Annotated in this window: 20 protein-coding genes; 15 read left to right on the forward strand and 5 right to left on the reverse strand. The window is 58.1% G+C overall.

The window, feature by feature from the left end; genetic code table 11:
* Positions 1-32 precede the first annotated feature (32 nt).
* Positions 33-650 (forward strand): ribonuclease HII, encoded by a 618-nt coding sequence (rnhB, locus tag A3224_RS06200; protein ID WP_067152618.1) that lies wholly within the window; start codon positions 33-35, stop codon positions 648-650.
* Positions 651-668: 18 nt separating this feature from the next.
* Here the strand turns inward: rnhB and A3224_RS06205 are convergent, their stop codons facing one another.
* Both A3224_RS06205 and A3224_RS06210 read right to left on the reverse strand, forming a co-directional pair.
* Entirely contained in the window at positions 669-1,937 is a 1,269-nt protein-coding gene (locus A3224_RS06205; protein WP_067152620.1) for an HlyC/CorC family transporter, read from the reverse strand.
* 69 nt (positions 1,938-2,006) lie between these two features.
* Entirely contained in the window at positions 2,007-2,807 is an 801-nt protein-coding gene (locus A3224_RS06210; protein ID WP_067152622.1) for a cytochrome C assembly family protein, read from the reverse strand.
* Positions 2,808-3,024: 217 nt separating this feature from the next.
* On the opposite strand from A3224_RS06210, the gene ffh reads away from it, so the two are divergent.
* From ffh to A3224_RS06245, 7 genes are all read left to right on the forward strand, one after another.
* Entirely contained in the window at positions 3,025-4,434 is a 1,410-nt protein-coding gene (gene ffh, locus A3224_RS06215; protein ID WP_067152625.1) for a signal recognition particle protein, read from the forward strand.
* Positions 4,435-4,603: 169 nt separating this feature from the next.
* Positions 4,604-4,843 (forward strand): 30S ribosomal protein S16, encoded by a 240-nt coding sequence (gene rpsP, locus A3224_RS06220; RefSeq protein ID WP_067152627.1) that lies wholly within the window; start codon positions 4,604-4,606, stop codon positions 4,841-4,843.
* Positions 4,844-4,868: 25 nt separating this feature from the next.
* Entirely contained in the window at positions 4,869-5,405 is a 537-nt protein-coding gene (gene rimM / locus A3224_RS06225) for a ribosome maturation factor RimM (protein ID WP_067157571.1), read from the forward strand.
* A gap of 44 nt (positions 5,406-5,449) precedes the next feature.
* A complete protein-coding gene (gene trmD, locus A3224_RS06230) occupies positions 5,450-6,175 on the forward strand; it encodes a tRNA (guanosine(37)-N1)-methyltransferase TrmD (RefSeq protein ID WP_067157573.1) in 726 nt (241 codons plus the stop codon).
* A gap of 103 nt (positions 6,176-6,278) precedes the next feature.
* Positions 6,279-6,635 carry a 50S ribosomal protein L19 gene (gene rplS, locus A3224_RS06235; RefSeq protein WP_437180639.1) on the forward strand — a complete coding sequence of 119 codons (357 nt, stop codon included), beginning with the start codon at positions 6,279-6,281 and terminating at the stop codon, positions 6,633-6,635.
* A 135-nt stretch (positions 6,636-6,770) separates the two neighbouring features.
* Positions 6,771-7,673, forward strand: a complete 903-nt coding sequence (gene xerD / locus A3224_RS06240) for a site-specific tyrosine recombinase XerD (RefSeq protein WP_067152631.1) — start codon at positions 6,771-6,773, stop codon at positions 7,671-7,673.
* Between the two features lie 138 nt (positions 7,674-7,811).
* Positions 7,812-8,564: a DsbC family protein gene (locus tag A3224_RS06245; protein ID WP_067152633.1), complete on the forward strand. Its 753-nt coding sequence runs from the start codon at positions 7,812-7,814 to the stop codon at positions 8,562-8,564.
* A 65-nt stretch (positions 8,565-8,629) separates the two neighbouring features.
* Here A3224_RS06245 and aspA read toward each other — a convergent pair whose 3' ends face one another.
* Genes aspA through A3224_RS06260 form a run of 3 tightly spaced genes read right to left on the reverse strand, consistent with a single transcriptional unit; the run spans position 8,630 to position 11,965 of the window.
* Positions 8,630-10,096 carry an aspartate ammonia-lyase gene (aspA, locus tag A3224_RS06250; RefSeq protein ID WP_067152635.1) on the reverse strand — a complete coding sequence of 489 codons (1,467 nt, stop codon included), beginning with the start codon at positions 10,094-10,096 and terminating at the stop codon, positions 8,630-8,632.
* A 21-nt stretch (positions 10,097-10,117) separates the two neighbouring features.
* Entirely contained in the window at positions 10,118-10,933 is an 816-nt protein-coding gene (locus tag A3224_RS06255; protein WP_067152637.1) for a helix-turn-helix transcriptional regulator, read from the reverse strand.
* A gap of 24 nt (positions 10,934-10,957) precedes the next feature.
* The gene (locus tag A3224_RS06260; RefSeq protein WP_067157576.1) at positions 10,958-11,965 is read right to left on the reverse strand and encodes a type I asparaginase; all 1,008 of its coding nucleotides are present in this window, start codon (positions 11,963-11,965) and stop codon (positions 10,958-10,960) included.
* A gap of 363 nt (positions 11,966-12,328) precedes the next feature.
* On the opposite strand from A3224_RS06260, the gene A3224_RS06265 reads away from it, so the two are divergent.
* The 7 genes from A3224_RS06265 to A3224_RS06295 all read left to right on the forward strand — a co-directional run bounded on the left by A3224_RS06265 (position 12,329) and on the right by A3224_RS06295 (position 21,048).
* A complete protein-coding gene (locus tag A3224_RS06265) occupies positions 12,329-13,663 on the forward strand; it encodes a homoserine dehydrogenase (protein WP_067157579.1) in 1,335 nt (444 codons plus the stop codon).
* Positions 13,664-13,767: 104 nt separating this feature from the next.
* Positions 13,768-15,162, forward strand: coding sequence for a threonine synthase (thrC, locus tag A3224_RS06270; RefSeq protein WP_067152639.1), 1,395 nt, complete (start codon positions 13,768-13,770; stop codon positions 15,160-15,162).
* 65 nt (positions 15,163-15,227) lie between these two features.
* On the forward strand, positions 15,228-16,955 hold the full coding sequence (gene recJ / locus A3224_RS06275; protein WP_067152641.1) for a single-stranded-DNA-specific exonuclease RecJ: 1,728 nt from the start codon (positions 15,228-15,230) through the stop codon (positions 16,953-16,955).
* A gap of 62 nt (positions 16,956-17,017) precedes the next feature.
* A complete protein-coding gene (locus A3224_RS06280; protein WP_067152643.1) occupies positions 17,018-17,926 on the forward strand; it encodes a DMT family transporter in 909 nt (302 codons plus the stop codon).
* The gene (locus A3224_RS06285; RefSeq protein WP_067152645.1) at positions 17,926-18,558 is read left to right on the forward strand and encodes a LysE family translocator; all 633 of its coding nucleotides are present in this window, start codon (positions 17,926-17,928) and stop codon (positions 18,556-18,558) included. Before A3224_RS06280 ends, A3224_RS06285 begins: the two co-directional genes overlap by 1 nt.
* Before the next feature lie 35 nt (positions 18,559-18,593).
* On the forward strand, positions 18,594-19,040 hold the full coding sequence (locus A3224_RS06290; protein ID WP_139223114.1) for a hypothetical protein: 447 nt from the start codon (positions 18,594-18,596) through the stop codon (positions 19,038-19,040).
* A gap of 412 nt (positions 19,041-19,452) precedes the next feature.
* Complete coding sequence (locus A3224_RS06295; RefSeq protein WP_067152649.1) at positions 19,453-21,048, forward strand: glycosyl hydrolase family 18 protein; 1,596 nt, start codon at positions 19,453-19,455, stop codon at positions 21,046-21,048.
* Positions 21,049-21,050 lie beyond the last annotated feature (2 nt).

Below are 21,050 nucleotides of genomic sequence, written 5' to 3' on the forward strand. Positions count from 1 at the left end.
CTGCCGGGGCGGCCTTGTCGCAGAGAAGAAGCATGAAAAAACAAGATTCCCTATCTCCATATATTTGTCCCTACACAGGCCCGTTGCTCGCTGGCGTCGATGAAGTCGGCCGCGGTCCGCTGGCTGGCGATGTGGTGGCGGCGGCGGTCATTCTCGATCCGAACAAGACGATTGAGGGGCTGGCGGATTCAAAAAAGTTGAGTGAAAAAAAGCGCGAGTTGCTGTTCGATGAGATACGCGAACGCGCTCTGTGCTTTGCGGTGGCTCGCGCGACTGTCGAGGAGATTGACCGGTTGAATATTTTGCATGCAAGCCTGCTGGCCATGCGCCGGGCGGTGGAAAATCTGCGGATTCAGCCGGAATTCGTTGTGGTGGACGGTAACAGAAAGCCCGACTGGAATTACCCCTGCGATACTGTGGTCAAGGGTGATGGGCGCGTGGCGGCCATCGCAGCCGCTTCTATTCTGGCGAAGGTCACGCGCGACCGGGAAATGGTGGCGTTGGATGGAGAGTACCCGGGCTATGGCCTGTCAGCCCACAAGGGCTATCCCACCAAGGCGCACCTGGAGGCGCTGGAGCGGCTGGGGCCCAGCCCGATCCACCGGCAAAGTTTTGCCCCGGTCAAACAGCTGGTGATGGATTTCACCTGACGTCGGGGCGGCGGGTTGCTAGCGCACTTTCTTGGCCCGCGCCCGGGTTATCATCTTGTCTGATACTTCCACGATTTCCACCAGGTAATCCTGGAGGTAGAAGCTGATATTGCCGTCGGGAATGCTCTCCAGATATTCCATTGCCAGGCCGTTCAAAGTTTTGGGCCCGTCGGTGGGCAGATCCCACTGCAGGGTGCGATTGATGTCGCGGATGGAGGTGCCGCCCTCGATCAGGTACCAGTCGTCCCCGTCGGCCACTATCTCCTCATCCTCGCTGGGTACCGGGCTGGTGGTGAAGTCGCCGACGATTTCCTCCAGCAGGTCCTCGAGGGTGACGATGCCCATAACTTCGCCGTACTCATCCACAACCAATCCCATACGGCGTTTCTTCTTTTGGAAGTTCATCAGCAGGGTGGGAAGTGGGGTTGCTTCCGGCACGAAGTAAGGTTCGTCGGTGTAGGACTGAAGGCGCTCAGCGCTGAATGCCTCGGGGCCGTCGCGCAGTATCTGGGCGGCACGACGCAGATGCAGTATGCCCACCACGCGGTTGATGTCACCTCTGTAGACCGGCAGGCGTGTATAGCTGCTCTCGGCCAGCTGTTGCAGTATCTCGTCGCCAGTGCTCTCCAGATCCACACCCGTCACTTCATTGCGGGGAATCATGATGTCTTCCACTGTGGCCTGGTCCAGGTCCAGCACGTTGAGCAACATGCCTTTGTGTTTTTTCGGCAGCAGTGCGCCCGACTCGAACACTACGGTGCGCAGTTCTTCCGGCGCCAAGTGTTCTGCCTCGTTACCGGCGCTGGCCTCAACCCCCACCAAGCGTGCCAGACCGTTGGAAATACTGCTGACGAGCCATACCAGTGGAGCCAGGAGCCACAGTAGGGGGCGCAGTACCAGAGAGGCGGGAAAAGCGATCTTCTCGGGGCGCAGGGCGGCGACCGTCTTAGGGGTTACTTCGGCGAAGATCAGTATGACGATGGTCAGGGCCGCGGTGGCATAGATAACCCCTGCGTCGCCGTACAGCTGGGTGAAAACCACCCCGGCAATTACCGAGGCCAGAATATTGACCAGGTTATTGCCGATCAGGATAACGCCAATCAGTTTGTCCGGGCGCGACAACAGTTCCATCGCCCGCTTGGCACCGCGGTGCCCGCTTTTCGCCTGATGGCGCAGGCGATAGCGGTTCAGCGCCATCATGCTGGTTTCGGAGCTGGAAAAGAAGGCGGAAATGACAATTAACAGAGCCAGTAGTCCGAATAACAGGCCGAGGGGTATCTCGTTCAAGGGAGAGCTCTTTTTATTGCGAAGCGGGGATATTGAAACAGAATTCCGATGCCCGCAAGTGCCGCTGCGTTAACCGCGTTGCAATATTACTTCCAGCACAAGCTTGCTGCCGAAATAGGCCAGCATTAGTGTGGCAAAGGCAGTCAGTGTCCAGCGCACCGCAGTGTTTCCGCGCCAGCCGAGTTTCCAGTGTCCCCAGAGAAGAATGCTGTAGAGCACCCAGGCGACAATGGAGAGGGTTGTCTTGTGTACCAGATGCTGGCCGAGGATATCGTCTACAAACAGAAATCCGGTCAGCAGCGATGCGGTGAGCAGCAGCTGGCCGAAAGCGATAAGGCCGAATAGTAGGGATTCCATGCTCTGCAATGGCGGCAGCAGGCGGCTGATGCCGCCGGGCCTGTGGTTGTGCAGCTGCTGGTTCAAATAATAGAGGTATAAGGCCTGTAGGGTAGCCAGTGCCAGCAGGGAGTAAGCGGCGATAGAGAGCAGGGCGTGCACGGCGATACCCGTGGAAAGCTGCTCGCGCGGGGCGACGCCGCCCCAAGAGTGCACCGCCCCAAGCTCCGTCAGGGCACCCATGGGGGCCAGAATCAATATCAGTAGGGTCAGTGAGCGGTTGGCGGCCAGGATCCAGAGCAACAGGTTCACCGTCCAGGCCACCAGTGACAGTATCGCTAATAGGTCGAAGCGGTAGCCGGCCGGGGACAGTAGCGTGTAATAGAGCGAGATGCCGTGGGCAGCAAGGGCTGCAGCCAGCAGGCCGAGAAGCAGTTTGTTGTCGGGTTGGCGTCCGCGGGCCAGGGCGCGGGCGGCCACGGCAGTGGTGGCCAAGTAAAAAGCGATTGCCATCCAGTGGGCGAGTGTCGCCATCGGTAAGTCCGTGTCGCTGTTGATATTCAGTGTCGTGACAGGGCGGCAGTGTGTCACAGTGCGACTTTGCAGAAAAGAGCGACCGGAACTGGAATGGGTGCCTGGGCTGAAAAGTCCGCCTGCGCTATACTGCCGTGTTTTCCGGGTTCCCGGCTGGGCGCTCCGCCGCGCCAGGGAATTACCAGTCTGTAGATGATGAAGAGGTCCAGACGTACCCATGTTCGATAACCTGAGCGACCGCCTGTCGTCGGCACTGAAAAAGGTCACCGGCAAAGCGCGCCTAACGGATGACAATATCCGCGATACGCTCCGCGAAGTGCGTAAGGCGCTGCTGGAAGCGGACGTCGCCCTGCCAGTGGTAAAGGCCTTTGTGCAGCAAGTGCGCACTGCGGCGGTGGGGCAAAAGGTCAGCAAGGCCCTGAACCCGGGGCAGCAGTTCGTAAAAATAGTCCAGGACGAGCTGGTCAAAGTGATGGGGGAGGCGGCCCAGCCGTTGAACCTTGCGGTGCAGCCGCCGGCGGTGATTTTGATGGCGGGCCTGCAGGGCGCCGGTAAGACCACCAGCGTGGCCAAACTGGCCAAGTACCTGCAAACACGGGAAAAGAAAAAGGTGATGGTTGTGAGCGCGGATGTCTACCGTCCCGCGGCCATCAAGCAGCTGGAGACTCTTGCGGGAGAGGTGGGCGCTCTTTTCCATCCTTCCAATCCAGAACAGAAGCCGCTGGATATTGCCAAAGGGGCGGTGGATGCAGCGCGCAAGCAGTTTGCCGACGTGTTGATCGTTGACACCGCAGGCCGTCTGCATATCGACGAGGAGTTGATGGAAGAGATCCGCGCGTTGCACGGCACGCTCGATCCAGCGGAAACCCTGTTTGTGATTGACGCCATGATCGGCCAGGATGCGGTCAATACGGCCAAGGCATTCGATGAGGCGCTGCCGCTGACTGGGGTGATTCTGACCAAGGCGGACGGTGACGCCCGCGGCGGTGCAGCGCTGTCAGTGCGGCATGTGACCGGCAAGCCCATCAAATTTATCGGTGTCGGTGAGAAGACCGATGCCCTGGAGACTTTCCACCCGGACCGCATTGCTTCGCGTATCCTCGGCATGGGCGATATCCTGTCGCTGATTGAAGAAGCCGAGCAGAAAATCGACAAAGCCAAAGCCGAAAAGCTGGTCAAGAAAGTGCGCAAGGGCAAGGGTTTTGACCTGGAAGACCTGCGCGATCAGCTGCAACAGATGCAGAATATGGGTGGTTTTGGTGCGCTGTTGGACAAAATGCCGGGTATGGGTGGTTTGGCTCAGGCGGCGGCTCAGGTGGATATGGGCAAGGAATTCAAGCGCATGGATGCCATTATCAGCTCCATGACGCCGGCCGAACGCCGCAATCCCGATATCCTCAACGGTTCCCGCAAGCGTCGTATCACTGCTGGTTCCGGCACCCAGATTCAGGATCTCAACCGCCTGCTCAAGCAGCACAAGCAAATGGGCAAGATGATGAAAAAGCTCAAGGGCAACGGCATGAGTAAGTTGATGCGGGGCCTGGGCGGTATGCCGGGGCTCGGCGGCGGTGCGGGTGGATTGGGCGGTATGCCCGGCGGGCTGCCGCCCGGTTTCCGCAAAAAATAGCCGGGGCACCACGCCCCGGCAAATTATTCGGGCGTCCCTCTCCCTGGTGCTATACAAACCCCGAGACGTACATTAGAATACGCCGCCTTTCAGCCAGGCCCGTCTGGCGGCATCAGTTTGTTCGACCGCCAGAGGCGGTCGAAGTGTATTGAAACTACAGGAAAGCTACATGGTAACCATTCGTTTGGCTCGTGGCGGTGCTAAAAAGCGCCCGTTCTATCACCTGACAGTAACCGACAGCCGCAATTCCCGCGACGGTCGTTTTATCGAGCGTGTGGGCTTCTTCAACCCGATCGCGCGCGGCCAGGAAGAGCGTCTGCGCGTTGACCGCGAGCGTGTGGACTACTGGTTGAGCCAGGGTGCGCAGGTTTCCGACCGCGTCAGCAAACTGCTGAAAGAATCTGCATAAGCCAAACTCTGCGGTGAGTGTTTCAGTGGCGGATAGTGGATCCCATTCCGAAGACTTGGTCACTGTTGGGCGCATCACCGCGGTTTACGGAGTCCGTGGCTGGGTGAAGGTACACTCCTACACGGAGCCGATGGACAATATCCTGCAGTTCGAACAGTGGTGGTTGCGCAAGCCCCACGGCTGGGAGAAGGTCGAGGTTGACAGAGGCAAGCGCCACGGCAAAGGCCTGATCGTCCACATCAAGGGCGTTGACGACCGCGATTTGGCTGGCCAGTTCTGTCAGCGGGATATCGCTGTAGGCCGGAATCTGATGCCCCCGCTCGAAGAGGGGGAGTACTACTGGCACCAGCTCGAAGGTTTGCGTGTTGTCAGCCGGTTTAACGGTGGCGATTATGACCTCGGAACAGTTGTCCGGCTGATGGAAACCGGCGCCAATGATGTATTGGTGGTGCGGGGTCAGGATAAACGTGAACGCCTGATTCCCTATTTGCCCGGTGACTATATCAGCGATATCGATCTGGCCTCTGGCGTTATCACCGTCGACTGGGATCCGGAGTTTTAACCGTGGCCGCCAAGCGCATCGCGCTGGTCAGCATCTTTCCGGAGATGTTTGCTGCGTTGACCGACTACGGTATCACTGGGCGAGCGGTCAAGGACGGGCTGCTGGAAGTGCGCTGTTGGAATCCGCGGGATTTTACGAGCGACCGGCACCGCACTGTTGATGATCGTCCCTACGGTGGCGGGCCCGGTATGGTCATGCTGGCCGAGCCCCTGTACCAGGCGCTTTCCGCGGCGCGGGAATGGGCTGAAGAGGGCGGTGCGAGAGCGCGGAGCATCTATCTGTCGCCCCAGGGGCGCCCACTGGATCAGAAGGGTGTGGAATCTCTGTCTGATGCGGGCAACCTGGTACTGTTGGCAGGGCGCTACGAGGGTGTCGACGAGCGCATTGTGGAATTGCTGATCGATGAAGAGTGGTCGATTGGCGACTATGTATTGAGCGGTGGCGAGCTCGCGGCCATGGTGATGGTGGATGCCATTACTCGGCTGATTCCCGGTGCACTGGGGCATGAGCAGTCCGCACAGGAAGACTCTTTTGCCCAGGGGCTGTTGGACTGCCCTCACTACACGCGCCCGGAAGCGTACAGGGGCAGGGTGGTTCCAGAAGTGCTGCTGTCGGGCAATCACGAAAAAATCCGCCGCTGGCGGTTGAAGCAGGCACTGACGCGAACACTGCAGCGGCGCCCGGATCTGCTGGAAAAATTAGTGCTGGATACGGAGAAAACCGCACTGCTGGAGGAAATCCGGCAGGAGTGGCAGCGGAAAGAATCTTAGGGGCATACTCCGCTTTGTGGAGATGCCTGTAATGCCGGACTCGCCGGGAGGCGTGAGTAGTTTGGTGAACTAGCTGAGAAGCTACACAACTTATTTGGGAGCAATCCAAATGACTAACAAAATCATTCAGCAGCTGGAACAGGAACAGCTGAAAAGTGACGTGCCGGAATTTGCCCCGGGCGATACCGTTGTTGTTCAGGTAAAAGTGAAAGAAGGTAACCGCGAGCGTCTGCAGGCGTTTGAAGGTGTGGTCATCGGTAAGCGCAACCGCGGTCTGAACTCTTCTTTCACCGTGCGCAAGATTTCTCACGGTGTTGGCGTGGAGCGCACCTTCCAGACCCACAGCCCGCTGGTGGACAGCATAACCGTGAAGCGTCGCGGTGATGTGCGCCAGGCCAAGCTGTACTATCTGCGCGATCTGACTGGTAAAGCAGCGCGCATCAAAGAAAAACTCAACTAAGTTTTTCTTAGATTGCGAACCGAAAGCCGGGGCAGAAATGCCCCGGCTTTTTTTTGTTGTGTAGCACCTGCTTCATCCACTCGCTGCGGCAGTTGCTCCGGTCACGCTTTCTATCATCTGTGGTTAAATGTGCCCATGGATAATTCAAGCGAACAACGTGCACTGATCACCCGATGGCTGGATATGCTCTGGGCTGAACGTGGTGCCAGCGAACACACTCGGGAAGGTTACGGTCGGGATCTGTGCGCATTTGCTGATTTTTGCTCTGGGCTGGGCCTTGGTCTGATCGCTGCGGGACGCGAGGAGGTGCAGGCATTTCTCGCCGATAAACATCAACGGAATCATTCGGCCCGCTCCAGTGCCCGCACTCTGGCATCCTTGCGCAGCTTCTACCGCTATTGCCTGCGCGAGGGGTTGATTAGGGAAGATCCGGTGGCCTTGGTTGAAAACCCCAAGTTATCCAAGCCGCTGCCAAAGTCTCTGTCGGAGGCGGACGTGGATGCGTTACTGGATGCGCCGGATACGGATACCCCTATCGGAATGCGCGATCGCACCATGTTGGAGCTACTCTACGCCTGCGGTTTGCGGGTCAGCGAGCTGGTGGAGTTGAGCGTATCCCAGGTCAATCTGCGCCAGGGCGTGGTGCGGGTGTTTGGCAAGGGTGGGAAGGAGCGGCTGGTCCCCATGGGAGAGACGGCCCAGGACTGGATGCAGCGCTATTTGAAACAAATCAGACCGCACATGTTGCCACCGGGGGACAGTGATACCTGCTTTCCCGGCCGTGGTGGGCGACCGATGACCCGCCAGACCTTCTGGTACCGTATCAAGCATTGGGCAATGGTGGCCGGAATCGACAAGCCGCTGTCGCCCCATACATTGCGGCACGCTTTCGCGACGCATCTGTTGAATCACGGCGCTGATCTGCGCGTGGTTCAACTGCTGTTGGGACACACGGATCTTTCTACCACACAGATATATACTCAGGTAGCCAAGGCGCGTCTCAGCGAGCTGCACAGGGAGCACCACCCGCGGGGGTAGGACTGCTTCATGGTTCCGCTGGCGCGGATATGGTAAAACGCGACGCACTGGCGGTTCGTCGCTAATGAATTGCCATACTGGGAATCGGAATTCATCGTACCAGTCGAAGTCAACAACGCATCGAAGGAGCTATCGGGAATGACTTTATTTAAGAAGCCGTTGGTGCTGGCGGGAGCTCTCGCTGCACTTCTGGGGTCAATGGCCCAGGCGGAGGTCGACGCCAGTATCGCGAAAACCATCAAGGCGCGCCTCGAAGCGGGCAATCCCAAGGCCAGCTACGGCGAAGTACGTGAGAGCCCGATTAGCGGCCTGTATGAAGTGGATGTTGATGGTGGCGCCAGTACGCTGTTTGTTTCTAAAGACGGCAGCCATTTCATCTTCGGTGATCTTTACCAGGTGAAGAGTGGGGGCGGCCTGGCAAACCTTTCCGAGGAGCGTCGTACCAGTCGGCGGGCGAAGGTCATGGAAGCACAGGATATTGACGATATGATCGTTTTCTCTCCCAAGGGGGAAAAGAAAGCACATATCTATGTGTTTACCGATGTGGACTGCGGTTACTGCCGTAAATTGCACAACGATGTGCCGGAACTGAATCGGCGTGGTATTGAGGTGCGTTATTTGGCTTTTCCGCGTGCTGGTCTGAAATCGCCCAGCTATCGCAAGATTGCCACTGCCTGGTGTGCCGAGGACCGCAACAGTACCTTGACTGCATTGAAAAACCGCCAAAAGGTGCCACTTAACGTGTGTGCCAACAACCCGGTGGCGAAACAGTATAAGCTGGGCAATGAAGTAATCGATGTGCGCGGTACACCTACCATCGTGCTGGAGGATGGGAGTGTGGTCCCGGGCTATGTGCCACCGGATAGGATGGCCAGCGCTCTGGGTATCTGAAGAGAGTTCGAAAAAGGCCTGTAAAGGCCTTTTTCATTTCCTGGAGCATGCTATTCAGGGCTTTTTCAAGCTTTCCCCTTTAGCGCCACTTTGCGCGGCCGGGTCATATTCTCTGGCTGTAAAATATCGTTCAACTCTTCTTCGTTCAGAAGTCCCTCCTCGAGAACCAGCTCCTTGACACTGCGTCCGCTGTTCAGCGCTTCTTTGGCAATGCGGGTGGCATTTTCGTAGCCGATAAAGGGGGTGACGGCAGTAATCAGTCCGATACTGTTTTCCACCAGCTCCCGACAGCGATGCTCGTTGGCGGTAATACCGCTGACGCAGCGGTGTGCCAGAGTATTCATGGCCTGGGTCATCAGGCGCATCGACTGCAGCAGGTTAAAGGCAATCACCGGTTCCATAACGTTCAGCTGCAGCTGTCCGCTCTCTGCAGCCAGAGTGATGGTGAGGTCGTTGCCGATAACCTGGTAGGCTACCTGATTCACTACTTCGGGAATTACCGGGTTGACCTTGCCGGGCATGATGGACGAGCCGGGCTGCATCGGCGGCAGGTTGATTTCGTTGAGGCCGGCGCGCGGGCCACTGGAAAGCAGGCGCAGGTCATTGCAGATCTTAGAGATTTTCACCGCAATGCGTTTCATTACGCCGGAGAAGATCACGAATGCGCCCGTGTCCGAAGTGGCTTCCACCAGGTTTTCCGCGCAGACGAAATCGATACCGGAAATATCCGACAGAGCGGCGACCACCAATTGGCCGTAGTCGGGGTCGGTGTTGATGCCCGTGCCGATGGCGGTGCCGCCCATATTGATTTCCTTGAATAGCTCTACCAGCTCTTTGACGCGGTCCACATCCTCGCGCACCGTGGCCGCAAAAGCCGCGAATTCCTGCCCCAGGGTCATGGGCACGGCGTCCTGCAGCTGTGTGCGGCCCATTTTGATGACACTGGAAAATTCGGCGGCTTTTTTGTCGAACTCCTGGCACAGTTGCTCCATGGCGTCTACCAGATCGCTGTAGCTGAGCAGTATGGCCAGATTGATGGCCGTCGGATAGACGTCGTTGGTGGACTGGGAAAGGTTTACGTGATTGTTGGGGTGAACCTTTTTGTAGTCTCCTTTTTCGTGGCCCAGCAGTTCCAGCGCGCGGTTGGCAATCACTTCATTGGTGTTCATATTGGTTGAAGTGCCGGCGCCGCCCTGGATCATGTCCACCAGAAAGTGGTCGTGCAGTTTGCCGGCGATAATTTCGTCGCAGGCTATGCCGATAAATTCGGCCAGGTCCTTGTGCAGGTAGCCGAGCTCACAGTTGGCGCGGGCGGCGGCTTTCTTGACCATGGCCAGCGCTTTCACCAGATTGGGAAAGTGGTTCAGAGTGATACCGGTAATCTGGAAATTTTCCAGAGCGCGCAGTGTCTGTATCCCGAAATAGGCGTCGGCGGGCACTTGGCGCTCGCCGAGCAGGTCCCGCTCCGGGCGGCTGGCGGAGCCAGCGGTGAACAGTGGGGTGGGTTTCAGTGTGTGAAAGTTACTGGTCATACGGTTTCCTTTGGGCAATATCTATAGCGGCGTGGCGAAAAAGCTCTGTGGCCCGTCGGTTGTGTTTGCGCGGATGCTTTTGCGGATATTGGGATTAATTTCCTCCGATTCCGGGCCAAAAACGCCGCACAGTTTGAGAGCGCTTCTGACACTGATGCTGCGTCCCAGGGATTCCAGTACTACCTTGGTGCAAACTGGATCGCGCCTGTCGCTGGCGGAGACCCCTAATTTGAGGCCGGACAGATAACTGACACGGCTTTTGTAGGTGGGGTAGAGAATCGTCTGCGCGATTTCATTGCGGGTCAGCGCCTCGTAGCCGATCAGAAAAATGCGCTCGGAGAGAAAAAACAGCATGCCCCGGTAGCGGGATTTGTACCACTCATCCCTGTCCGGGTAGCGCATGCGCTCGAAGCGTTGAAAGTAGTAACCGTCGCCATCGGACTCTATATGTAGAAGACTGCGGATGATGTGATCTTGGAAAGTCATCGAGTAGTGGTACTCGAAATAGAATCCCAGATATTTGTCTGCGTGACCTTTGGAGTCCTGTGTCAGTTTTTCGATATCGGCTGCGTAGGGGGAGCGGGGCGCTTGGCGGTTGCCGGAGGTGCTGCGCACACGCACTATCTGGGCGAACTGCTCGCTCGGCATCACGATTTCGTGAGGTTCAACGCCAAAGAAATCGCAGATCTTCGCCAGGGTGTAGCGAGAGGGCTGGGTGTGGCCGCTCAGATATTTATTGAACTGCGCCCGGTTGATACCTATGCGCCGACATACTTCCGCGATGGAGCGGTAGTAGCTGCACAGCAGGCGCAGGTTCTGTGCAAGATCACTGCTCATTGCATCGATATCCAGTGATTAATCTTATGGTGTGCACTCGCCGCAGAGTGCAACCGGCATGATTTCCCGCACGCGTTCGGCGCTCATCCCCATGGCCAGCAGGTGGTTGAGTTTTGTGAATGCGGCTTCGGTGGTCATATCCAGGCCGCCGATGACGCCAGCATCCAGCAGTGCCGAGCCGGCGGCGTATTTGCCCAGGTCCACGCGATTTTCCATGCACTGGGATACGGCCACACAGACGGTGCCGCGGTCAGTGGCTTTTTTCAGCAGTTCGGTGAAGGCCGCATTCTCTGTTGGCGCGTTGCCGGTGCCGTAGGTTTCCAGCACCAGGCCCCGGGGCTGGAATTCCAGCACCTTGCCCAGAAAAAGAGGTGACAAGCCGGGAAAGAGCTTTAGCACCACTACGCCGCCGTCCGCGTTTGCGGGGATTTGAAAGTCCTTCTCAGCCACAGCCGGCAGCAGGCTGCTGTGGTCAATATTCACTTGAATGCCGATTTCTCCCAGCAGTGGATAGTTGGGAGAGGCAAAGGCATCCAGAGAGCCGGCGCTGATTTTGATGGCCCTGTTACCGCGCAGTAGTTTGCCGTTGAAGTAGAGGCAGACTTCGTTCAGAGCTTCATCGGCACTTAACAGCAGGGCGGCGATCAGGTTGTTGTGGGCGTCGCTGCGCATTTCCCGTAGCGGAATCTGTGAACCGGTGACCAGCACCGGTTTGTTGAGTCCCCGCAGCGCAAAGGAGAGGGCGGAGGTGGTGTAGGCCATAGTGTCTGTACCGTGCAGAACCACGAAGCCATCATAGTGCTCGGCCTGGTCGCGGATGCAGGCGGCAATGCGGTACCAGTCCGCCGGCTGCATATTGGCGCTGTCGAGAAGGCGTTCAAAGGCGTGGAAATCGTATTCCGGCAGCTGATCGGCCGAACCGGCGAGCAGTTGCTGCAGTTGGATCTCTAGGTCTGCATCCGGCACATAGCCGGATGCGCTGCGACGCATACCCAAAGTACCGCCTGTATAGAGAATCAGAGTTTTTTTCATAGGTCCGCCTTCGGCCCGCTCTTTCATGGCCGCCTATTTTGCGTAAAGCCGCGCTGGGCGCAATTTCGCGCCTTGGTGGTATCTGATGCTAGTAGATGCTTTTTTTGTGTCAATTAGCGTCAGTCTCTATTGGCGGATTGGATGAGGGTGGGAAGCGAGCAATCGGTGTAAAGCGCAAAAAGGAGCGGCGACGGTGCGCAATTTTATTGACATTTTCCCCTTCATCTCAGTAAGGTTGCCGTCCTTTTATCGTTTTTTGTTGCCACTTATTGCGCTGTTGCCCAGCTCTGGTTCGACCAGCGGAGAACAGAGCTGCCTGCGCGGAGGGAAGTTGTGAGCGCACCCGTCGAAGAAACCACCGAACTGGCAAAACGCCTTCAGACAGAGCAACCGCGGCGCGCCGCGCGTATTGGTATCTGCGGTCTGGGCACGGTCGGAAGCGGCACAGTCAATGTAATGCTGCGCAACAGTGCGGAGATCGCTGCCCGTTGCGGGCGCCCGGTGGATATCGTCCAGATAGGCGCGCGCCGCGACAATCCGGCGTGTGATACCAGCGGGTTGAATGTCACCCGCGAGATCTTCGATGTAGCCAATAATCCAGATGTGGATATTCTGGTGGAGCTGATCGGCGGTACCACTGTAGCACGGGAGTTGGTGCTGGCTGCCATTGACAGCGGCAAGCATGTGGTCACCGCCAACAAGGCACTGATCGCCGAACACGGCAATGAACTCTTTGCCGCCGCGGCGGAAAAGGGCGTGACCATCGCCTACGAGGCCGCCGTGGCGGGTGGCATCCCTATTATCAAGTCCCTGCGTGAGGGGCTGGCGGGTAACCGCATCCAGTGGCTGGCGGGGATTATCAACGGCACTGGCAACTATATCCTCACCGAAATGCGCGACAAAGGCCGCAGTTTTGAAGAGGCTTTGGCCCAGGCGCAGGCCCTGGGCTACGCCGAGGCCGACCCCACCTTTGATGTCGAGGGTATAGACGCGGCGCACAAGCTGGTGATCATGGCTTCTCTGGCCTTTGCCATCCCCCTGGCGTTCGACAAAGTTTATACCGAGGGCATCAGCCGCATTTCCATAGAGGATATCCGCTATGCGGACGAACTCGGCTACTGCATCAAGCATATCGGGTTGGCGCGGCGCACCGAGGCTGGTGTCGAGTTGCGGGTGCACCCGACTTTGATCCCTCAGCGGCGCCTTATCGCCAACGTGGATGGTGTCATGAACGCGGTGTTGGTCAATGGCGATGCCGTGGGGCCCACGCTCTACTATGGTGCCGGCGCCGGTGCAGAGGCCACCGCCTCGGCGGTGATCGCAGATATTGTCGATGTGGCGCGCACACTAGAGGCCGACCCCTGCCAGCGAGTACCCGCTGCCGGTGTGGCAGAGGGCAATCAGGATGGCCCCCGGGTGCTGCCGATGGAAGAAGTGCTCACCAGCTACTATCTCCGCATTTCCGCACAGGACAAGCCCGGTGTCATGTCCCAGGTAGCGAAGATCTGCAGTGACCAGGGTATCAGTATCGAGGCACTGATCCAGCACGAGCCCGCCGAGGGGGAGACCCTGGTGCCGGTGGTAATACTCACCAGTCGCGCCAAGGAGGCCAGCTTGCGCGAGGCAGTGGCGCAAATTGATGCGCTGGACACTGTCGAAGGTGAGGTGGTGCGGATTCGTGTAGAGCCGCTCGGTTGATCCGCAAATCTTGGGCAGGCCCCCGTCTGGGCCGGACCCGGCAGCAGCGGTAAACCGGCCGCTGCCGGAAAGAATTCTGTATTTGATTGGTACCAATAAGCATCGTGAAATTTATCAGCACCCGCGGCCGCGCGCCGTCACTCTCCTTTGCCGATACAGTACTCACCGGCCTCGCCAGTGATGGCGGTCTCTATGTGCCGGAATCCCTGCCGGCGTTTTCCCGTGAGGAAATCGCGTCCATGGCGGGCCTGGACTACCGCGAACTGGCTTTCCGCATCATGCAACCCTTTGTCGGCAGTGACGTCAGCGAAGAGGAATTGCGCGGCATTATCGATCGTTCGTACAGCACATTCCGCCACAGTGCCATAGCGCCGCTGGTGCAGACGGATACCAATGAATGGATATTGGAGTTGTTCCACGGCCCGACACTGGCCTTCAAGGATTTTGCTCTGCAGTTTCTCGGCCAGCTGTTCGATCTCCTGCTGAAGAAGCGCGGTGAGCGCGTTGTGGTGATGGGCGCTACTTCTGGCGATACCGGTTCAGCCGCGATCGAAGGCTGCAGGCACTGTGAAAATATCGATATTTTTATCCTGCACCCGCACAACCGCGTGTCGGAAGTGCAGCGTCGGCAGATGACCACGGTGCTGTCGGACAATGTGTTCAATATTGCCTTGGAGGGCAACTTCGACGACTGTCAGAATATGGTCAAGGCCAGTTTCGCCGAGCAGTCGTTCCTGCCCGATGGCCGTCGCCTAGTGGCGGTCAATTCCATCAACTGGGCGCGCATCATGGCGCAGATCGTCTACTACTTTTACGCCGCCCTGCGCCTGGGGGCACCACAGCGGACAGTCAATTTTTCGGTCCCCACCGGCAACTTCGGCGATATTTTTGCCGGTTACCTGGCACGGCAGATGGGGCTCCCCATCGGCCAGCTGGTGATCGCCACCAATGCAAACGATATCCTGCACCGTTGTATCAGTGACAACGACCACTCCCCCAGGCCGCTAGTGCACAGCTTGTCGCCCAGTATGGACATCATGGTGTCCAGCAATTTCGAGCGTTTGCTTTTTGACCTCTACGGCCGTGACGGCGCTGCGGTAGCGGCCCTGTTGGCGGATCGCAGTGCCCCCATGCACCTGAGTAAGGAAGCCCTGGACAGGGCGCGGGAGTTATTCTCCTCTTATCGAGTGGACGATACGCGCACCGTGGAAGTGATACGGGCGGTGTACGAATCGAGCGGCTATCTGCTCGATCCGCATACGGCGATCGGTGTAGAGGCGGCGCGCCAGGTGCGCAGAGCGGAGGACCAGCCCATGGTTTGCCTCTCCACCGCGCATCCGGCAAAATTCCCTCAGGCGGTGGCCCGTGCGCTGCCAACACAGGAAATTCCCCTGCCGCCCCATATGCAGGATTTGTTTCAGCGCGAGGAGCGTATGAAGGTTCTGCCCAACGACCTCAAGCGGGTCCACGAATTTATGGCAATGGCGCTCGGCGGGTGACAGCCAACCTGTAGTAGGGGCGGGCCGAATACCCTTGCCCTCACTGCGAAATTTGCTGAGCAAGAATGAATACAAGAATTCAGCGGCGGCCAGTGGATTTGTCCACTGGCCGTTTTGCTTCTGATACCCCCAAAATTCTGCAGCGGGTGCTGCTCGGTCGCGGAGTCACTTCCGAGGCGGAACTGGACCACCGTTTAGCCAGGCTGCATCCACCCCAGACCATGCGCGGTGTGGACACCGCCGTGCGCCTGATTGCCGAAGCGATTCGGGCGCAGGAAAAAATACTGATTGTCGGTGACTTCGATGCCGACGGCGCCACTAGCAGTACCCTGGCGGTGTTAGCTCTCGGTGCCATGGGTGCGGCGAGTGTCGATTTCCTGGTTCCCAATCGTTTTGATTACGGCTACGGCCTGACACCGGAAATCGTGATGGTGGCAAAGGAATATGAGCCCGCTCTGCTGATTACCGTCGATAACGGTATCAGCTCCATAGACGGCGTGGCCGCGGCCAAGGCCTCCGGTATGAAGGTGGTTGTCACCGATCACCATTTGCCGGGAGAACAATTGCCCGATGCCGATGCGATCGTCAATCCCAACCAGCCGGGTTGCCAGTTCCCAAGTAAAAATCTGGCCGGTGTGGGGGTCATTTTTTATTTGCTCAGCCGCCTGCGCACCGCCCTGGTGGAGAGCGGCTGGTTCGCGGATCAAGGTATCAGCCCGCCCAATATGGCCGACTACCTGGATCTGGTGGCGCTGGGCACAGTCGCTGACTTGGTACCGCTGGATCACAATAACCGTATTTTGGTGCACCAGGGTATTGCCCGCATCCGCGCGGGCCGCTGCCGGCCCGGGATCGCCGCCCTGCTGGAAGTGGCCGGGCGGGATCAGCGCAGACTGTCCACGACAGATATCGGTTTTATCCTCGGTCCGCGTATCAATGCCGCCGGGCGCCTGGATGACATAGGTACCGGTATCCGCTGCCTGCTGACCCGCGATCCATCCGAGGCCCGTGAACTGGCCGCGGAACTGGACGCCCTCAATCGCGACCGCAAGGCGATAGAGCAGGGCATGCAGCGCGAAGCCATGGCGGCGCTGGAAAAGCTGCAGCTGGAGGGCGAGATCCCTTGGAGCCTGTGCCTGTATGATGAAAACTGGCACCAGGGTGTGGTTGGCATTCTCGCCAGTCGCATCAAGGAAAAATTTCACCGTCCAGTGATCGCCTTTGCGGACGGGGACAACGGTCTGATCAAGGGGTCCGCCCGTTCGATTCCGGGATTGCATATCCGCGATACCCTGAGCGACGTGGACGCAGCCCACCCCAAGCTGATTACCAAGTTCGGCGGCCACGCCATGGCCGCTGGACTCAGCCTTCCGGCGGAGAAGTTTCCCGCGTTTGTAGATGCCTTTGAAGCGGCGGTGCGCAATCGACTGACAGAAAAGCAGCTGCAGGCGGTGATTGACTCCGATGGCGAATTGGAGCCGCACGAATTTACACTGCAGACGGCTGCGACCCTGCGCGCCTGTGCGCCCTGGGGACAGGCGTTCCCCGAGCCGTTGTTCGATGGTGAATTCCTGTTGCTGCAGCAGCGTATTGTCGGCGAGCGCCACCTGAAAATGGTCCTTGCCCCGTTGCAAAGTCCGCAGCAGGCACTGGATGCCATCGCCTTCAATGTGGATACGGAGCAGTGGCCGCGGCCAGTGGATAGGGTCCGGGTGGCTTACAAGCTCGATATCAACGAATTCCGCGGCCGTGAATCCCTGCAATTGTTGGTAACTTATCTCGAAGCGATGTGATGCGACCTGTGGGGTAAACACGGGCGCTGTGCTCAAAACTCTATTTTTTTCCAAGTGATAGTATGAAAGGACAACAGGCGAAAGCCGAATTACTGCTGCTGTTTGCCGCTTTTTTCTGGGGGCTGGCTTTTGTCCCACAAAAGGTGGCGATGGAATATATGCCACCGCTGGCGTTCAACGCCTGGCGCTTTCTGCTCGGTGGCTTGATTCTGATTCCCCTGGTTTACTGGCTTTCGTCCCGCCGCGAGGTGGCGACACCGGAGGCGGGCACCCAGATAAAAAGCCGCTGGCGCGACAGTTTTGCCGGCGGAGCGATACTGGGATTTTGGCTGTTCCTCGGCGCGGCGCTGCAACAGTGGGGACTGGTATATACCAGTGCCGGGCGCGCCGGTTTTATTTCCGGTATGGAAATGCTGCTGGTGTCGTTAATTGGGCTCTCCCTGGGAATTGCCACCAACCGCTGGACCTGGGCAGGTATCGGGGTGGCACTGGCGGGCCTCTATGTGCTGGGAGACTTTTCCCAGGAATCACAGATGATCGGTGATCTGCTGGTCTTCGCCGGCGCCTTCGCCTTTGCGATACAGGTACTGACTGCGGACCGGTTGGTAAAACGCCGCCACGCACTGCGCCTGGCCGCGGTGCAGTTTATCTTCTGCGGCCTCTTTTCCACGCTGGCGTCACTGTTGGTGGAAGATGCCAGTCTGCAGGGCGCGGTGGACGCCGCCTGGCCCATCGCCTATATGATGATCTTCTCCACCGCGGTGGCATTCACCTTCCAGCTGCTGGGACTGCGTCACGCGGCCACCTCTCACGCCACGGTGATAATGAGTTTGGAGTCGGTATTCGCCCTGCTAGCGGGTTGGATGATCCTTGGGGAGGTATTCAGCGGGCATGAGCTGCTCGGCTGCGGTTTGATGCTCGCCGGAATGCTATTGAGCCGCTATGGGACTCACGCGGGAAGTCATCACTGATGGACGTGATCGACTTTTCGCTGCTAGCGCTGTTTGTGCCGACATTTTTCTTCGTATCGGTGACTCCGGGGCTTTGCATGACCCTGGCGCTGACCATGGGAATGACGCTGGGGGTGCGCCGCACCCTGTGGATGATGGCCGGGGAGTTGACCGGAGTGGCATTGGTGGCGGTGACCGCGGTACTGGGAATCGCAGCCCTGATGCTCAAGTACCCCGGCGCCTTTCAGATATTCAAATACTGTGGTGGTGCTTATCTGGCCAGGCTCGGTCTGCAGATGTGGCGCGCCCGGGGGCACATGGCCATTGCGACATCGAAGGAGGGGGCCGCGGCGCCGCCCACCCGCGGGGCGCTGGCGGCCCAGGGATTTATCACCGCAGTGGCCAATCCCAAGGGGTGGGCCTTCTTTATCGCGTTGTTACCCCCCTTTATCAGCGACAGTCGGCCCCTGGCGCCGCAGCTGGCACTCCTGGTTGCTATCATTTTGCTGTTGGAATCCCTGTGCCTGTTGATTTACGCTGGTGGTGGCCGCACCCTGAGCCGCCTGTTGGCCAGAGGCGACAACCTGCGATTGATCAACCGCATTGCCGGCAGCTTGATGATGGGCGTCGGTATCTGGCTCGCATTTGATTGATTGCAGAACTCACCAGCTTTATGGAGGAAGCACAATTGAACAGAAAAATTCCCTTGCTGTTGTTGATCCCCGTTCTCACCCTGTCCCTGGGTGCCTGCGAGCGGCGGGCGGAAAAGGAATCCCAATCCGAGGCGATGTCAGAGATGAAGCAAAACAGCGCGGAGGCGGAGCAGCCGCCGGCACAGGCGGAGGAGCTGGTCTGGGTCTTTGAGGGGCGCGGCAACCGTCAGTGCGAGGGCGGCGGTCTTTCTCTGGAGGAAAGTCGCGCCAAATTGGCCGATAGCGGTGTGGAAGTTGAGGAGTCCCGTTGTGCCACCCGCACCGATCGTATGTACCCGGCGGTGTGCGGAGCGCCCACCGGTGACATATTGATGCACCTGATCCCCATGGACGCGCTGGACGCGGCTCTGGAGTTGGGGTTTGACCCCGCTGACCAGATTCAGTACCAGCAGCGCGGCAGTTGTCCCGACAACGATTCCTAAGATTTTCCCGCTACAGCGCGTTACCCGGCGACCTATCACTATTCCTACAAAATCCTCGCCCTCCGCGGAGGGCGTGCCGTATCCGAGAGCTAGATCCCAAATTATGCCGCAGTTGGCGCGGTAAACATCAGTTTGTTTGACAGCGTTGTCAGTGTGTCCGTAGTGTGAAGTGGCTTTCTGCGCAGGTACCAGGACAGCATCGAGCGCGGCAGCCAATTAAAGCGCATGTATTTCCCTGAAAGTTGAATGTCCGGGCGGGTGTTTTCCTGTCAGGCCTTTTATCAGTCTGGCGCTTCAGGGCGTGGTGCGCCCGGTCTGCTGTTGCGGTTCTGGGGTTTTGGAATGTCAGGCGGAAAGAGCATCGTCAATAGCGGCTGCGGTGGGCGGTCGTATCAGTTTACGGAGAGTCGTCATGAACAGAGTTTGCAATGCCGTTGTTTTCCGCATGCACCGGCTTTTGTTTGCCCTGTTATTACCTCTGGGTGCCAGCGGCGTTTTTGCGTTCGATTGCAGTGGTTTGCCAGAGTGGGATAGCACCGCCGCCTACACCGGTGGTGCTCAGGTGAGATACAACAACTTTGCCTATAGGGCCAATTGGTGGAGCCAGGGCGCCAACCCTGAAAGTCATTCTGGCCAGTGGCAGGAATGGACCAACTTGGGCCAATGCAATGGCGCGGGGAGCAGTTCTTCGTCCAGTTCTTCATCTAGCTCTTCATCCAGTTCCGGCAGCTCATCCGGCTCTGGAGGTTCTTCCGGCGGCGCCTGTAGCTCGCCGCAATACCGCGCGGGGACCAGTTATAGTGCCGGTGAAACAGTGCAGAACTTGGGATTCGAATACCGCTGTGATATTGCCGGCTGGTGTTCTTCCTCCGCGGCCTGGGCCTATGCGCCCGGCGAAGGGATGCACTGGCAGGATGCCTGGACCCAGGTGCGCAGCTGTGGCGGTGCGTCCAGTAGTTCGGGCTCTTCTTCCAGCGGCAGTGGCAGCGGCGGGCCCGGTAATGGAGGCAGCAAGCGGATTATTTCCGGCTATTGGCATAATTTTGATAACGGTTCCGGTGTTATCCCGATAGCCGATGTGTCGGATGCTTTTGATGTGATCAATGTGTCTTTCGCCGAACCCACGGGCGCGGCTCCGGGGGAAATCGGTTTTAAGCTGGATCCGCTGTTCAACGAACAGTCATTTATCGCCGGTATTCAGGCCAAGCAGGCCGATGGAAAAAAAGTGATCATCAGTATCGGCGGCGCCAATGGTCAGGTGCGTCTTGAGACAACCCAGGCCCGCGACAATTTTGTCGACTCGATGATTCGCATTATCGACCGATATGGTTTCGACGGTTTAGATGTGGATTTTGAAGGTCACTCGCTGGAGTTGAATGCCGGGGATGTGGATTTCCGCAATCCCACCACGCCGGTTATTGTGCACCTGATCGAAGCGCTCAAGGCGCTAAAGGCACACTATGGCCCTGACTTTATGCTGACCATGGCCCCGGAGACATTCTTTGTACAGCTGGGGTACAGCTTTTACGGTGGCAGTTGTTCCGGTTGTGACCGCCGTGCCGGCGCCTACCTCCCGGTTATCCATGCACTGCGCGATGATCTCAATTGGCTGCAAGTGCAACACTACAATTCGGGGCCCATTATCGGGCTGGATAATCAGTATCACAGCATGGGGGTGGCTGATTTTCATATCGCCATGGCCGATATGGTACTGACGGGCTTCAACGTGGGCGGAAATCCCGACCATTACTTCCCACCCCTACGCCAGGAACAGGTTTTGATCGGTTTGCCCGCGAGCGTCAATGCCGGTGGCGGATTCACCTCTGTGCAGGAAGTGCACGCGGCGCTCAATTGTCTGGTCAAGCTGCAGGGTTGTGCTACTTACACTCCGCATACCAGCACTGGTTGGACGGGCATCGGTGGCTTGATGACCTGGTCGATCAATTGGGACAAATTCAACAATTATGAATTTTCTACCGAGCACCGGACATTCCTCGACAACCTTTAACT

Origin of the sequence: Microbulbifer thermotolerans (assembly GCF_001617625.1) — a bacterium.
In the GTDB taxonomy this organism is placed as follows: Bacteria; Pseudomonadota; Gammaproteobacteria; order Pseudomonadales; family Cellvibrionaceae; genus Microbulbifer; species Microbulbifer thermotolerans.

Bases quoted from the DNA above. Each gene is read 5' to 3' on its own strand.
- rnhB (WP_067152618.1), top strand. From the start codon at position 33: ATGAAAAAACAAGATTCCCTATCTCCATATATTTGTCCCTACACAGGC.
- A3224_RS06210 (WP_067152622.1), bottom strand. From the start codon at position 2,807: ATGGCGACACTCGCCCACTGGATGGCAATCGCTTTTTACTTGGCCACC.
- ffh (WP_067152625.1), top strand. From the start codon at position 3,025: ATGTTCGATAACCTGAGCGACCGCCTGTCGTCGGCACTGAAAAAGGTC.
- rpsP (WP_067152627.1), top strand. From the start codon at position 4,604: ATGGTAACCATTCGTTTGGCTCGTGGCGGTGCTAAAAAGCGCCCGTTC.
- trmD (WP_067157573.1), top strand. From the start codon at position 5,450: ATGTTTGCTGCGTTGACCGACTACGGTATCACTGGGCGAGCGGTCAAG.
- xerD (WP_067152631.1), top strand. From the start codon at position 6,771: ATGGATAATTCAAGCGAACAACGTGCACTGATCACCCGATGGCTGGAT.
- A3224_RS06245 (WP_067152633.1), top strand. From the start codon at position 7,812: ATGACTTTATTTAAGAAGCCGTTGGTGCTGGCGGGAGCTCTCGCTGCA.
- aspA (WP_067152635.1), bottom strand. From the start codon at position 10,096: ATGACCAGTAACTTTCACACACTGAAACCCACCCCACTGTTCACCGCT.
- A3224_RS06255 (WP_067152637.1), bottom strand. From the start codon at position 10,933: ATGAGCAGTGATCTTGCACAGAACCTGCGCCTGCTGTGCAGCTACTAC.
- A3224_RS06260 (WP_067157576.1), bottom strand. From the start codon at position 11,965: ATGAAAAAAACTCTGATTCTCTATACAGGCGGTACTTTGGGTATGCGT.
- recJ (WP_067152641.1), top strand. From the start codon at position 15,228: ATGAATACAAGAATTCAGCGGCGGCCAGTGGATTTGTCCACTGGCCGT.
- A3224_RS06280 (WP_067152643.1), top strand. From the start codon at position 17,018: ATGAAAGGACAACAGGCGAAAGCCGAATTACTGCTGCTGTTTGCCGCT.
- A3224_RS06285 (WP_067152645.1), top strand. From the start codon at position 17,926: ATGGACGTGATCGACTTTTCGCTGCTAGCGCTGTTTGTGCCGACATTT.
- A3224_RS06295 (WP_067152649.1), top strand. From the start codon at position 19,453: ATGAACAGAGTTTGCAATGCCGTTGTTTTCCGCATGCACCGGCTTTTG.